Source organism: Rhodococcus sp. Leaf233 (assembly GCF_001426165.1).
Lineage (GTDB): Bacteria > Actinomycetota > Actinomycetes > Mycobacteriales > Mycobacteriaceae > Rhodococcoides > Rhodococcoides fascians.
Map to the genome: position 1 here is coordinate 755,353 of NZ_LMRO01000001.1, position 13,027 is coordinate 768,379.

The following is a 13,027-nucleotide window of genomic DNA, read 5'->3' on the forward strand; positions in this document are numbered from 1 at the left end:
ATCGTATAGTGGCAATGTGAACACCTCAGCTGTCAGCGCGTCGTCCGAGTTCGCTCGCCTCCGGGGCGTCCGCGTCGAGTTCTCCGGCCACACGGCACTCGCAGGCGTCGATCTGGACCTGTTACCCGGTCGGCTCACGGCCATCGCAGGGCCGAACGGTGCCGGCAAGTCCACGTTGCTCGAGGTGGTCGCCGGCACCCGGCCACTGACGGGCGGGACCCGAAGCGCAACTCGCGCAATTGCATTCGTTCCGCAGCGCGCTGCTGTGCCGGATCGGTTGCCGTTGACCGTCTGGGACGTCGTGGCAGTGGGTGCGTGGGGACGCCTCGGCCGGTGGCGTCCGATGAACACCGAGGCTCGGGCATCGGTGCGCGACGCCCTCGAGCGCCTCGACATCGCGGAACTGACCGGCATGCCGTTCGCCGACCTGTCCGGAGGGCAGCGTCAGCGCACCCTACTGGCTCAGGGTGTGGCCCGCCGGGCCGATCTCCTGTTGCTCGACGAACCCACGACAGGTCTCGACGCCGCTAGTGGACAACGGATTCGAGCCGTCATGCGTGAGGAGACGATGCGCGGAGTTGCCGTTGCGTGTGTGTCTCACGATCCCGAGGTGTTGGCCGCGGCCGACCGAGTCGTGCGACTCGAGGACGGTCGAATCGTGTCCTGACGGATACGCGCGTCGGGTGCTCTCACCGCGCTGCCAACGCGGCTCGCAATCCCGCGCGGTCCAGTTTGCCCGGACCCCGCGTCGGCAGTGCGTCGACGAGGAACAGCTCCCGCGGTGCAGCGGTGGCATCGAGCGACTGCTCGACGTGAGAGCGCAACTCCGCCAACGTCACCGGCGCAGAGGCAACCACTGCTACCACCACCTTCTGGCCGAGGCGCTCATCCGCCAATCCGACGACAGCGCACTCGCGGACAGCGGGATGCGTTGCCAGCGCGGCTTCGACCACCTGCGGTACGACGGTCAAGCCGCCCGTCGAGATGGCCTCGTCGAGTCGACCGGTGATGCTCAGCACCCCGTCGATCATCGTGCCTGCGTCGTCCGTGCGGAACCATCCCGGCTCGGCGAACGCCGGGTGATCGGGTAATCCGCGATAGCCCGAGGCCAGAGTCCGCCCGCCCAGAACCACTCGTCCGTCGTCGATCCGAACGACGGTGCTGTGCAACGGAACTCCGTCGTACACACAGCCGCCCGCGGTTTCGCTCATGCCGTAGGTGCGTACCAATCGAACGCCCGCGGCAAGGGCTCTCTCGCGCAACGGAATCGGCGTGGCAGCGCCGCCGAGCAACACGGCGTCCAGCGATGCCAGTGCATCAGTGGCCTCGGGGTTCTCGAGTGCTTTGACCAACTGGCCGGGCACCAGGGAGGTGTAGCGCAGCGGACCCGACATCCGTCCCACGGCCTCGACCAAGGCGGCCGGGTCGAAGCCGGCAGAGACGTCCATGATCACCGGCGACGTGCCGGCGAGCACGCTGCGCAGCAACACCTGCATCCCGGCGATGTGGTGTGCGGGCAGAGCCAGCAGCCACGAGCCGGGGCCGCCGAGGCGCTCCTCGGTTGCCGTCGCCGACGCGACCAGTGCGGACGCAGACAGCATGGCACCCTTGGGAATTCCCGTCGTCCCCGACGTCGCGACGACCAATGCGACGTCATCGTCGATGGGGGTTCCGGGGGCCAACGCGTCGTGCAGGCGTCGGATCTCGCGTGGATCGTCGGCGGGGACGGGGAGGACGGCCGGGCCGTCGCCGGCCAGCAGACGGCTCAGCCGCGGCAGGATGTCTGCCGCGGCCGAGCCTGCTGGAATGGGAACGCTCTCGAGCACACTGGCGAGATTAGTCCTTGCGCCGGATCGTGAACGGGTCGGCCAGAGGCCAACCCCCGGCGGCGAGGTTCGCGCGCACCCGATTGACGTCCTCTTCTCTAGGCAGCTCGTTGGTGACCTTGGTGATGGTGACGGAAATTCCTGCCTTGTCGGCAGGTAGCTGGCCGTCGGCGATGAGGGCATCCATCACCGACTGCACTTCGTCGTCGGACAGTCGCCGATTCAGAAGGGCAAGGAGGGGAACGTAATCCGCTTCGGGTACCCCGTCGGGATACCCACCGCGGAGCCACTCGACGATCGAGTGGAGAAACGACGGGACCGCCATGGTCTTACAGGGCAGCCGGATCCGCGAGCGGCCAGCCACCGGCGGCCAGTCGTGCCGAGACACGGGAGATGTCCTCGGCCGTCGGCTCGGCGTCGATCTGGTCGCGGATGTACGTCGCGATCTCCTCGGTCGAAATGGCACCGTCGTCGAGTGCACCGTTGGCGGGAGAGACGAGTTCGAGAACGATCTCCTGCACCTGAGCGTCGGTGAGTGCGGCGCGGCGCAGAAGGGCGACGAGCGGGAATCGGTCCTTGGGCGGAACGCCCTCGGGGTATCCGGCTCGGAGCCATTCGAGCACCGAGGCCGGGAATGCGGTCTTGGTGGAGTCGGTCATGAGAGCTGTACCCCTTCTCGGGTGTGTCAGAAGACGGAGATGCCGAATGTGCTGTCGAGGAAGTTCTTCATGATGAAGAGAATTCCGGCCACGATCGCGACGACGACCACTGCGAAACAGAGGACGGCCGCGGCGGTGGCGACTGCGGGTCGGGCCACGCGTGTGGTGCCCGAGGCAGTGGCCTCGTCCGAGGGCTCGCCGACCGAGAGTGCCTTGAGTCCGAAAGCGAAGATCGCGGGCAGTCCGGCACCGAGCAGCAGGCCGACGAGAACAACCTGCCAGAGCGAATCGAGTGTGTGCTTCAGGGTTTCCATGATGTTCAAACCTTCGCGGGGGAGTCGGTTTCGGCGGCGGCAGGAACGAGTCCGCCGTCCCATTCGGCGTTCACGTTGTCCGGATCGACGGGTTCGCGGCGCGAGCGGATGTACATGACGGTGGCCAGGCCGACGAGGATGGCGAAGACCACGAGGATGCCGGGCAGACCGCCGATCGTGTGGGCGAGCAGCCAGCATGCAGCGCCGACCACGCCGGCGAGCGGCAGGGTGATGACCCAGGCGACGGCCATGCGTCCTGCGACGTTCCAGCGCACGGCGGCACCGGGCTTTCCGAGTCCCGATCCGAGGATCGAGCCGGTCGCGACCTGCGTGGTCGAGAGCGGGAGGCCGAGGTGGCTCGACGTCAGAATGATTGCGGCAGAGGAGGACTCGGCTGCCATGCCCTGCGGGGATGCGATCTCGACGAGGCCCTTACCGAGGGTGCGGATGACGCGCCAGCCGCCGAGGTAGGTGCCCAACGCGATGGCGAGGGCGCACGTGACCTTGACCCACAGGGGCATCTCGGCGTCCGGCGAGACGGTTCCGTACGCGACGAGCGCCAGGAAGATCACGCCCATCGTCTTCTGGGCGTCGTTGGTGCCGTGGGCGAGCGAGACGAGTGAGGCCGAACCAATCTGGCCCCACCGGAATCCGCGCTCCTTGGACTTCTCGGGAACTGCGTTGGTGATGCGGTAGATGATCCAGGTGCCGACGGTGGCGACGAGGCCGGCGACGATGGGGGCCAGCACGGCGGGCAACACGATCTTGCTCCACACCCCGTCCCACACGACGCCGCTGGTTCCCAGGCCCGCCATGGTGGCACCGATGAGGCCGCCGAACAGTGCGTGCGAGCTGCTCGACGGGATGCCGAGCAGCCAGGTGGCGAGGTTCCACAGGATGCCGCCGACGAGGCCGGCGAAGATGATGGTCAGCAGGGCCTGGCCGCCGGTGTCGCCGAGATTGACGATCCCCTTCGCGACGGTGGCTGCGACCTCTACGGACAGGAAGGCGCCGACCAGGTTGAGGACGGCAGACAGGGTGACCGCGACCTTGGGCTTCAATGCCCCCGTTGCGATCGACGTCGCCATGGCGTTGGCGGTGTCGTGGAAACCGTTGGTGAAGTCGAAGGCCAGGGCCGTCACGACCACCACGAGAAGTACGAGAAATTCAGCGCTCACGGTGGAAAGTGTGGGACACGAACTGCCATTCGCGGAAATTTCTTGCGAAGTGTTCTTCTCGGGTGCCGCGAAGTCGTCTCCAGTTCACCTTCAGTTCACCTTTTTGCCTTATATGTCCACTTCGTCTGTGGCGTAGCGCACGGCGGTGGTCTCCTCCGGTCGAAGCATTGTGGAACAGTGGACGACGTGAAGGGATCGGGTATGGATGATGCGGTGTCGGCCGCCCTGTCGTACTTCGATTCCGTCGATCCGGCTCTTGCTGCCGACGCCCGGCTCGGGTGGGACGGACTGGCCGCGGTGTCGCCGCCTGCGGGGCCGACACAGCATTCCGTACAGACATTTCTGTGGATCTATCTGCGCCACGCGGCCGAGGGCCCCGATCGGGCCGTCGACATCGCCCGAGCGCTCGGGGATCTGCTCGGGCGGCTGGGACGCGTCGCGTATGCGGAGATCGCACGCAGCGGCGTGACGGACGAGCTCGTACGTGCCACCGACGATGCGATCTGGCTGCAGCAGTATCGCGCCGCCACCGAGCAATCCGGTATCGGAGCAGTCGACACCGAGTTGGTGACGTGGCAGGACGCTCCGACCGGGGTCGAGCGGGCCATCGTCGAAAAGATCGGTGAGACACTCGAAGTGGCGACCATTGCCGGTGAGTTCGAGCCGTCGAAGCCCGGTGGCAGGCCGCTGGGAGTCACCGCACGGGCGACGCGTCGTCGCGGCGTGACCGACGCGGTGCTGACCTCGGAGCAGGGCAAGAACGGCACGGACGACGTTCTGCTCGAACAACTTCTCGACCACCGCATCGAACTGTGGAGCAGTTACAGCGCTCCACGAGCCGAGCTGTACCTGGGGTTGCGCGAGGCGCTGCACGAGGCGGTCGAGCCGGTGTACGGGTGCGTGCGCAGACTCGAAAGCTTCATCGGGTGCATCGGCGACGGCGTGGCGCTGACCGATGCCGGGTATCTGCCGGACGATCTGGTGGCGCGGATCGCTCGCACTGTCTTTCCGGTAGCCGAGCGTCCGCAGTTCGTCGGACGCGAACTCGATACCGACAAGGTTCTCGCTCTCCGGCGTCTGGTGATGCGACTTCGGTTGATGCGTCGATCCGCAGGCAGGCTGGTTCCGACGACGCGCACCCGGCAGCTGAGCTCGGACGGATTGTGGCGCGTGCTCACCGGGGGAATCGTCGGCAGCGACTACCACCCCGACTCGATCGCTGCTGAGGTTCTCCTGGCCCGGATGATCCTGGGCAACGACATCGCCGACGCGCAGGCGACGGCCGACGATTCGGCTCGACTGTTGCGTGCGGAGGGATGGACCCATGCGGGGGAGGAGCCGGAGTCGGAGCACGCCGAGACTCTGGCGGACACGTTGATCGCAGAACTCGACGCTCTCGGAGCGTTCCGCTCGGCCGACAACCGCGTCGCAACCGACGAAGGCGCACGGGTGGCCGCGGCTGTGTTGCGTCATCGGCTCCTGCACACACGCTTTCCGTCATTGTGACGAGCTCGAGATGGGGTTTGCCTGCGGTCTGCCGTTCGTGCACGGTTAAACTCGGTTCCACCCGGGCCGAGAGCGTGCCCGGATGTCGGCTGCGAGGAGATGCTGGTGGACGGTGAGGTGCACGACACCGCACGCTCCCAGTCCCGGCGGCAGAGCGACTCGGCTCGCCGCTACCTCGATCTGGAAGCAACCACACCCGCGTTGCGCTCCACCGTCGAATTCGCGGCACGCAGTGTCGGATTCGCCATCGCCCAGCTGAACGTGTTGGACGAGGACACCCAGTACACACTGGTCAACATCGGCGGTCCGCCGATGTCCACCGTGGTGCGGGCCGACACCCTGTGCGACGACGTGGTGCGCACGGGAGTGCCTGCGGTCGTCGCCCACGGCCGGGTCGATGCCACCACCCGGCAACGCGCGCTGCTCGACGAGAACGGCATCGAGTCCTATGCCTCGGTTCCGCTTCGCGGACGAGAAGGTCTGGTGATCGGCACTCTGTGTCTGCTCGACCGCACTTCGAGGCCCCTCTCCAACGACCAGATGCAGGAGCTCGAACAGTTCGCGTCCGTCCTCGAAGAGCAGCTCGATCTGCATCGGCGGGTCGGCTCGGGATCCACCCGACTCGGCAGCGACAACGACATTGCCGACTCCCTCGCCGACGGTCACATCGTGCCGTGGTTCCAGTCGATCGTGGACCTACGGACAGAGGAGATCGTCGGCTTCGAGGCATTGGCGCGCTGGCACCATCCCACTCGGGGTCTGGTGGTGCCCGCGGACTTCGTGCCGTTCGCCGAGGCGAGTGAACTGATCATCGACGTGGATCTGAGCGTGCTCGCGCAGGCAGCCGCGGAGATGAAGAAGTGGCACGTACACCGACCCGACCTGCGGCTGACCGTCAACATTTCCGGACGTCATCTGGCGCATCCGGACGGCGTCGGCCAACTCGAACGTGCGATCGCGTCGACCGAGGTGTCGCCGAAGTCCATTTCGCTCGAACTCACCGAGACCTCGTCGGTGACGCCAGGGCCGTTGTTGCGCAAGCACATCGACGACGTGCACCGGCTGGGTTTCCGCGTCCTGCTCGACGACTTCGGCTCCGGCTGGTCGTCTCTCGAACGCTTGGTGACGTTGCAACCGGACGGCATCAAGATCGACGGACATCTGACGCGGTTCATCGACACCGTGGCCGGTCGGGCGATGATCAAGTCGTTGGCCTCGGTCGCCAAGGATCTGGAGCTGACGATGATCGTCGAGGGGATCGAGAGTCGAGCTCAGGCCGACGCCGCTCTCGATCTCGGATGCACTCTGGCGCAGGGATATCTGTGGTCGAGGCCGCAATCGGCGTCGGCGGTACTGCGAACCGTCTCGGGTGGCTAGCGAGTATCCCGGCGGAGTGGGTGGTCCTGCGGAATCTGCACCAGCACGATGGGGATTCCGTCGGGATCCTCGATCCACATCTCGATGAGCCCCCAGGGTTCGGTGGTCGCCGCCCGCACGATCGCAATGCCGGCCTGCTCCAATTCCGCTGTGGCAGAATCGATGTCGCGAACCTGCAGCCACAGTGCCCCGGAGAACGATCCCGGCTCCTCGGTGCCACCGTGCGCTGCGATCTCGATCAGTCCTTGGCCTGCGAACAGCACCGTGCCGCCGGGATATTCACGGCACACCGCAAGAGACAGGCCGTCTCGATAGAACTCGAGGGTCTTCCGGTAGTCGACCGGGCGCAGGATGGTACGTGCAGCGAGGATGTCCACCACGCATGGATATCACGCAACCGACCATCACTGCCGCAGGATGGTCACAGCGAGAGTGGAGCCTGCGGAACGACCCGGATCAGTGGCATCGATCAGTGGCATCACAGCACCGTCGTGACGATCCGGTTTCCGCCGGCTGCCTTGGCCTCGTACATCATCGAGTCCGCCACCCGCATCGCCCGCGTCACGAGGTCGAGGTTCTGCTCCCACAGGGGTGAACTCGCGTGCAGGATGGCTGCCCCCACACTGACCGTCACGGCGACGCCGTCGTCGGGATCACGCATGGCTCGTCGAACACCGTGGATCAACGCATCGATGTGCAGGCGCGACGTCGAGACCACGGCGAGGTATTCCTCGCCGCCGGTGCGCGCGATCACGCCGTACCGCCCCATGTGTGCGCCCAGACGCTCGGCGACGCGAACGATGACGGCGTCTCCCTCCTCGTGCCCGTAGTCGTCGTTGACGGCTTTGAATCGGTCGATGTCCACGACCACGACGGCCGAGCAGCGATCCTCCTCGCGGCCGAGCAACCAGACGTCGTGGATCACCGATTCGAGCCCGCGCCGATTCAGCAACCCGGTGAGCGGGTCGAGCAACGAACTACGGGCGTCGTCGGTCAACACGGTGACCAACAGATGCGAGGTGAGCGGCACCCCGGCGATCGCGAGCAACACCACGTCGGTCCGAAAGATCAGCGACGCGACGTCCACGTCGCCGGTGCGGTACGTCGCCGCCGCGGCAGCGACGGTGCACGCCACCGAGAAGATCAGGTGAGCCACCAGCCACCGTGGGCTGACGAAGAACGTGCAGAAGGTGCCGATGACGGCGAACAGCGCGCACGTCAGGATCGCGTCGGCGATCGGGTTGACGAGGATCGACGACGCGGTGCCCAGATCGGCGAACACCGCGAATGCCACCACCCCGAGGCGACCCGGGAACGGCTTGACGATCCACGCGGCCGCGACCGCCACCGCCATGACGACCAGGAATGCCTTCCAGCCGATTGCCGCGGCGTTCCGCGTGGCACCGTCGGAGAAGAGGGCCACCACCGCCAGAGCGCCGTAGTTCAGCGTCAGGATTGCCATCACCCATCGGATGAGCTTTCCGGTGGGCCGCGAGTTCTGGAAGTCCGCCATCCAGCGGTAGTCGTACGGCTGCGTGAACCAGGCCCACAGAGCACCCGCGGCAGTACCGCGATCGCGGTGATGTGAGTTCGGGGTCACGAAGCGTCAGAAATATCGAGGAAACGGCGACCAGTCGGGCTCGCGCTTTTCCAGGAACGCATCGCGTCCCTCGACGGCCTCGTCGGTCATGTACGCCAGCCGGGTGGCTTCACCGGCGAACAACTGCTGGCCGACGAGACCGTCGTCCTGCAGGTTGAACGCGTACTTGAGCATCCGCTGCGCCTGCGGCGACTTGGCGTTGATCTTCGCGGCCCACTCGATGGCGGTGTTCTCGAGTTCGGCGTGATCGACCACCTTGTTCACCGCGCCCATGCGGTGCATTTCCTCGGCCGAGTACGTCTCGCCGAGGAAGAAGATTTCACGGGCGAACTTCTGGCCGACCATCTTGGCCAGGTACGCACTGCCGTAACCACCGTCGAAGCTGCCGACGTCGGCGTCGGTCTGCTTGAAGCGAGCATGCTCGCGGCTTGCGAGCGTCAGATCGCACACCACGTGCAAGCTGTGCCCGCCACCCGCTGCCCACCCGTTGACGAGGCAGATGACGACCTTGGGCATGAAGCGGATCAGCCGCTGCACCTCGAGAATGTGCAGACGGCCCGCGCGAGCCTTGTCGACCGTCTCGGCCGTTTCACCGTCCGCATACTGGTAGCCACTTCGTCCGCGAATGCGCTGATCGCCGCCGGAACAGAACGCCCAGCCGCCGTCCTTGCTGCTCGGCCCGTTTCCGGTGAGCAGCACCGTTCCCACGTCCGAACTCACGCGAGCGTGTTCGAGCGCGCGGTACAGCTCGTCGACGGTGTGCGGCCGAAAAGCGTTGCGAATCTCGGGACGATCGAACGCCACCCGCACGGTCGCGTCGGACACGTGGCGGTGATAGGTGATGTCGGTCAGATCTTCGAAGCCGGGAACGGGACGCCACAGTGCGGGAGTGAAGGTCACGTGGGCCAGCTTAACGGTGGCGAGGGCTGAATCCGCTGCGGCCGGGTGATGCAGCTAGCGTGCAGGTCATGACCGATCCGATGCAGCTCGACCGCAGTTCCGACCCCGATTACGACCACCACGGCGGCTTCCCGCGTTTCGTTCCGGCGAAGGTGGGGCCGGAATACGGACAGTTGCTCGAGGCATTGCGCACGGTCCAGGATCTCGCGGTGTCCACGTCGCTGCCCGCAGACGTCACCGAGGCAGCCGCGAGCAAGACTCGAGAATTGATCGAGTTGTTGGAGCCGCACGTGGTCGCCGAAGGCAAGCAGACCGCGGGGCGGGTACCTGCTCTGCCGGGCCGTGGTTCGCTGCTGCTGCCGCCGTGGATCATCGAGAAATTCGCAGCCGACGGCGTCCGTAGCCGTGGCATGTTCCGTCGCTTCCACCTCGGTGGCAACGCCGCCGCGCACGGCGGCACCCTTCCGCTGCTGTTCGACGACCTCTTCGGCCTGATCCAGCACGCCTACGGTCGGCCCATCAGCCGGACCGCATATCTGCACATCAACTACCGCAAGGTGACCCCCCTGAACACCGAGTTGGTCGTCGAGGGTGCCGTGGACAAGGTGGAGGGTCGTAAGACGTTCATCAGCGCGAGGCTGACGGATCTGGACGGCAACCTGCTCGCCGACTGCGAGGCACTGATGGTGCAGTTGCTCCCGGGGCAGCAATGATTCCCCCGATCGACGATCTGCTCGACGGTGCGCACGTGCTCTCGATGCCGATGCGGACGAAGTTCCGTGGGATCACCACCCGTGAGGTGATGTTGATTCGTGGTCCCGGTGGGTGGGGTGAATTCTCTCCGTTCCCCGAGTACGACGACGTCGAGTCCGCCCCGTGGTTGGCGTCGGCGATCGAGGCCGCGTGGGAGGGCCCACCGAATGCGGTGCGTCGACGCATCGCGGTCAACGCGACCGTGCCCGCGGTCGACGCCTCCGATGTGGCGGGCGTGCTGAGCCGCTCACCCGGGGCCGAAACGGCGAAGGTGAAAGTGGCCGAGAAGGGGCAGAGCCTGGCCGACGACGTGGCTCGCGTTCGTGCGGTGCGCGAGCTGGTGCCGCGAGTGCGGATCGACGCCAACGGGGGCTGGACCGTCGACGAGGCAGTCACTGCGTTGGCTGCTCTCACTGCGGACGGGCCACTCGAATACGCGGAGCAGCCGTGCGCCACGGTTGCCGAGCTCGTCGAGCTGCGCCGCCGGGCTCCGGGAGTACGGGTGGCCGCGGACGAGAGCATCCGTCGGGCCGAGGATCCGATGAAGGTCGTGCGGGCCGGCGGCGCGGACATCGCGGTACTCAAGGTCGCTCCGCTCGGTGGCATGCGCGCACTGCTCGAACTGGCCGGCGAACTGGGGGAGTACGGCGTGCCGGTGGTCGTGTCGAGTGCACTCGATTCGGCTGTGGGCATCGCCTCGGGGCTCGCCGCTGCCGCCGCGCTGCCGCATCTCGAATTCGCCTGCGGACTGGGGACGGGCAGTCTGTTCGTTCGCGACGTCGCACCGGCACCCGAGGTGGTCGACGGAACGTATCCGGTCCAGAGCGTCGAGCCGGATCCGCACGCGTTGATCGAACTCGGTGCCGACGCCGAGCGCACGCAGTGGTGGATCGAGCGAGTGCGACGCTGCCACGCACTGCTGCGGTAGTGTTGCGCCCGGTCCGCGTGGGGCCGCCGACACATCTGGGAGGAAGTTCGAAGTGGTTGCTGCACTGAAGGATTCGCTGCTCGACGAGTCGAAGGCCGACGCTCTGCGCGTCGACGTATTGGCATTGATCGACGCCGAGGTAGCCGACAAGAAGGGCGCGAGTGGCCTCGCGGTCAAGGGGGGCTACGGCGCAGTGAAGAAGGTCGGTCCGTCCTCCATCGACAATGCGGTCTCGGCTCTGTGGCCCGATTTCGTCGACAAGCTCGATCCGTTCTGGCAGTCGTACAACGCTGCCCCGCAGGGCACGTTCGGTGAGTATCTCGCCGCCAACGGAGATGCCGCGTCCGACGCTCTGCTCTCGGTCACCGATGCGCGCATCGAGGAGACGGACAAGTCCGTCGTCAAGAAGTTCTACGGCAGCCTGCGTGGCTCGGCGAAGAAGAACGTCACCGAGGCACTGCCGCGCGTCGGCGATCTGGTGGCCAAGCACGCCTGAGCGGCTTCGCCGCATGTGAGTGGAAATTCGTAGCAGGGTACGAGGTGGGAGTGGAGCCCGCGGAACGACCCGAGGGCTCCACGCTCACATGCGCGTAGCGCTCAATCGCTCCCAATCGGCCTCGGTTTGGTCGGCGTAGAGCCGCGCGAATCGGCACAGTGCGACGTCGAGTTCATCGGAATCGCCCGTGTATCCCGAGATCATCGACGCGCCGCTGGTGCGAGCGTGTCCCTTCGCGAGTAGTCGCCCCACCACCCGCGCGTAGTCCACCAGCGCGGGTGCATCGATCGACGAGAGATCGATCGTCCCCTTCATGTTCCGGAACTGCCGCACGTAGTACTGCCGTCCGGCGATCGTGCACCACCCCAGCAGTGGATCGCTGACCGTCTGCAGATCCTGCTGGTACTCCACCACGCGTTGTCCCTGGTGGTCGTGCCAGGCCGATTCGCCGTGCACATATGGCGCGAGCACCGACCGTCTGGCCTGCTTGAGCTGCAGGAACACGACGTCGTCCGCGCTGGTGCCTTCGAGCAGTGCCACGTACGCCCGGAGCCCGACACTGCCGACTCCGACGACGCGATGCGCGACGTCGATCAACGTGTATCCCCCCAGCACCCGACGCCAATGCGGGGTGAGAGTGAGCAGGTATTCGTCCAGTCCGACGGCCAGCAATTCCTCGTCCTCGGCCGAGATTCGGGTGGTGATCGGCGGCTCCTCGACGATCCTGCGAGTGCCCTCGTGTTCCTCGGTGAATCGCGGCAGGACGCGGTCACTGGTGCGTCGACGCGCTTTCTTGGTGGCGCGTTTGATCTCCTTGCGCAACGATCCCGCGGTGGCGTCCCGTTGCAGTTTCTCGGCCGTCAACCGTTGGAACGACCGCGACATCAGCGGTTCGTCGGCGAGGCGCGCGACCTCGATTCGATACGCGGACACGCAGGCGGCGACGGCATCGCGGCACCGATCCTCGCTGCGTCCGTTCTGACGGCCGGCCACCCAGATGCTCGCGGCGAGGCGTCGTAGATCCCATTCCCAGGCACCCGGGTGTGCTTCGTCGAAGTCGTTGAGGTCGATGACGAGGTCGCGTTCGGGGGAGGCGTAGAAGCCGAAGTTTCCGAGGTGGGCGTCGCCGCTGATCACCGGGTTGATGCCGGTGGACGGCAGCATCGCGACGTCACGGGCCATGACGATGGCCGTCCCGCGCAGGAAGCCGTACGGGGATTCGACCATGCGCTCGAGGCGCGTGGGGATGAGCCATTCGATCCGGCCCTGGTGCGAGTACTCGATCTGCTGCACCGGGTCCGGGCGATCCGGTGGCGGTGTCCAGTCGCCCAGCGATGCGATCGGGACCTTGTCGCGCAGGCGTCGACCCAGCTCGTATCGTTCGGCTCGGGGGAGTGGCCGCGCACGCAACGATGCGTACGGCGCGCTGTCGACTGCTGCCGAGTCGGTGACGACGGTATGACCTTTTCCGGAGCCGGGCATGTGAAGTC

General features: G+C 66.4%; 15 protein-coding genes. 6 read left to right on the forward strand and 9 right to left on the reverse strand.

From position 1 onward, the window contains the following. Positions 1-16 precede the first annotated feature (16 nt). A complete protein-coding gene (gene aztA, locus ASH04_RS03750; RefSeq protein ID WP_032365239.1) occupies positions 17-667 on the forward strand; it encodes a zinc ABC transporter ATP-binding protein AztA in 651 nt (216 codons plus the stop codon). Between the two features lie 22 nt (positions 668-689). On the opposite strand, the gene menE is transcribed toward aztA, so the two are convergent. From menE to ASH04_RS03775, 5 genes are read right to left on the reverse strand one after another with little or no spacing between them, the layout of a single operon-like run. Further along, a complete protein-coding gene (menE, locus tag ASH04_RS03755; RefSeq protein WP_057472753.1) occupies positions 690-1,826 on the reverse strand; it encodes an o-succinylbenzoate--CoA ligase in 1,137 nt (378 codons plus the stop codon). A gap of 10 nt (positions 1,827-1,836) precedes the next feature. Then, on the reverse strand, positions 1,837-2,151 hold the full coding sequence (locus ASH04_RS03760; RefSeq protein WP_027498307.1) for a DUF3349 domain-containing protein: 315 nt from the start codon (positions 2,149-2,151) through the stop codon (positions 1,837-1,839). A 4-nt stretch (positions 2,152-2,155) separates the two neighbouring features. Further along, positions 2,156-2,485, reverse strand: coding sequence for a DUF3349 domain-containing protein (locus ASH04_RS03765; RefSeq protein WP_032369750.1), 330 nt, complete (start codon positions 2,483-2,485; stop codon positions 2,156-2,158). A gap of 26 nt (positions 2,486-2,511) precedes the next feature. After that, positions 2,512-2,799 carry a hypothetical protein gene (locus tag ASH04_RS03770; protein ID WP_027498305.1) on the reverse strand — a complete coding sequence of 96 codons (288 nt, stop codon included), beginning with the start codon at positions 2,797-2,799 and terminating at the stop codon, positions 2,512-2,514. A 5-nt stretch (positions 2,800-2,804) separates the two neighbouring features. Beyond that, on the reverse strand, positions 2,805-3,977 hold the full coding sequence (locus ASH04_RS03775) for an inorganic phosphate transporter (RefSeq protein WP_027498304.1): 1,173 nt from the start codon (positions 3,975-3,977) through the stop codon (positions 2,805-2,807). Between the two features lie 177 nt (positions 3,978-4,154). On the opposite strand from ASH04_RS03775, the gene ASH04_RS03780 reads away from it, so the two are divergent. Together ASH04_RS03780 and ASH04_RS03785 are read left to right on the forward strand one after the other, a co-directional pair. Continuing rightward, entirely contained in the window at positions 4,155-5,483 is a 1,329-nt protein-coding gene (locus ASH04_RS03780; protein WP_235579916.1) for a hypothetical protein, read from the forward strand. Positions 5,484-5,588: 105 nt separating this feature from the next. Continuing rightward, positions 5,589-6,860, forward strand: a complete 1,272-nt coding sequence (locus ASH04_RS03785) for a sensor domain-containing phosphodiesterase (RefSeq protein ID WP_027498302.1) — start codon at positions 5,589-5,591, stop codon at positions 6,858-6,860. Here the strand turns inward: ASH04_RS03785 and ASH04_RS03790 are convergent. The 3 genes from ASH04_RS03790 to ASH04_RS03800 all read right to left on the reverse strand — a co-directional run bounded on the left by ASH04_RS03790 (position 6,857) and on the right by ASH04_RS03800 (position 9,360). Beyond that, positions 6,857-7,237, reverse strand: coding sequence for a VOC family protein (locus tag ASH04_RS03790; protein ID WP_027498301.1), 381 nt, complete (start codon positions 7,235-7,237; stop codon positions 6,857-6,859). The genes ASH04_RS03785 and ASH04_RS03790 overlap by 4 nt on opposite strands. Before the next feature lie 101 nt (positions 7,238-7,338). After that, the gene (locus tag ASH04_RS03795; protein WP_235579917.1) at positions 7,339-8,460 is read right to left on the reverse strand and encodes a GGDEF domain-containing protein; all 1,122 of its coding nucleotides are present in this window, start codon (positions 8,458-8,460) and stop codon (positions 7,339-7,341) included. Between the two features lie 6 nt (positions 8,461-8,466). Beyond that, positions 8,467-9,360 (reverse strand): 1,4-dihydroxy-2-naphthoyl-CoA synthase, encoded by an 894-nt coding sequence (locus ASH04_RS03800; RefSeq protein WP_027498299.1) that lies wholly within the window; start codon positions 9,358-9,360, stop codon positions 8,467-8,469. A gap of 68 nt (positions 9,361-9,428) precedes the next feature. On the opposite strand from ASH04_RS03800, the gene ASH04_RS03805 reads away from it, so the two are divergent. Genes ASH04_RS03805 through ASH04_RS03815 form a run of 3 tightly spaced genes read left to right on the forward strand, consistent with a single transcriptional unit; the run spans position 9,429 to position 11,537 of the window. Further along, positions 9,429-10,073, forward strand: a complete 645-nt coding sequence (locus ASH04_RS03805) for a PaaI family thioesterase (RefSeq protein ID WP_027498298.1) — start codon at positions 9,429-9,431, stop codon at positions 10,071-10,073. After that, the gene (locus tag ASH04_RS03810) at positions 10,070-11,041 is read left to right on the forward strand and encodes an o-succinylbenzoate synthase (RefSeq protein WP_032375579.1); all 972 of its coding nucleotides are present in this window, start codon (positions 10,070-10,072) and stop codon (positions 11,039-11,041) included. The genes ASH04_RS03805 and ASH04_RS03810 overlap by 4 nt, the downstream gene beginning before the upstream one ends. Before the next feature lie 52 nt (positions 11,042-11,093). Further along, on the forward strand, positions 11,094-11,537 hold the full coding sequence (locus ASH04_RS03815) for a DUF6918 family protein (protein WP_057472754.1): 444 nt from the start codon (positions 11,094-11,096) through the stop codon (positions 11,535-11,537). An 84-nt stretch (positions 11,538-11,621) separates the two neighbouring features. Here ASH04_RS03815 and ASH04_RS03820 read toward each other — a convergent pair whose 3' ends face one another. Then, positions 11,622-13,019: a DUF2252 domain-containing protein gene (locus ASH04_RS03820; protein WP_027498295.1), complete on the reverse strand. Its 1,398-nt coding sequence runs from the start codon at positions 13,017-13,019 to the stop codon at positions 11,622-11,624. Positions 13,020-13,027: the final 8 nt, after the last annotated feature.

Coding starts and splice junctions, on each gene's coding strand:
- ASH04_RS03770 (WP_027498305.1), bottom strand. CDS start 2,799: ATGGAAACCCTGAAGCACACACTCGATTCGCTCTGGCAGGTTGTTCTC.
- ASH04_RS03765 (WP_032369750.1), bottom strand. CDS start 2,485: ATGACCGACTCCACCAAGACCGCATTCCCGGCCTCGGTGCTCGAATGG.
- ASH04_RS03760 (WP_027498307.1), bottom strand. CDS start 2,151: ATGGCGGTCCCGTCGTTTCTCCACTCGATCGTCGAGTGGCTCCGCGGT.
- ASH04_RS03810 (WP_032375579.1), top strand. CDS start 10,070: ATGATTCCCCCGATCGACGATCTGCTCGACGGTGCGCACGTGCTCTCG.
- ASH04_RS03805 (WP_027498298.1), top strand. CDS start 9,429: ATGACCGATCCGATGCAGCTCGACCGCAGTTCCGACCCCGATTACGAC.
- ASH04_RS03820 (WP_027498295.1), bottom strand. CDS start 13,019: ATGCCCGGCTCCGGAAAAGGTCATACCGTCGTCACCGACTCGGCAGCA.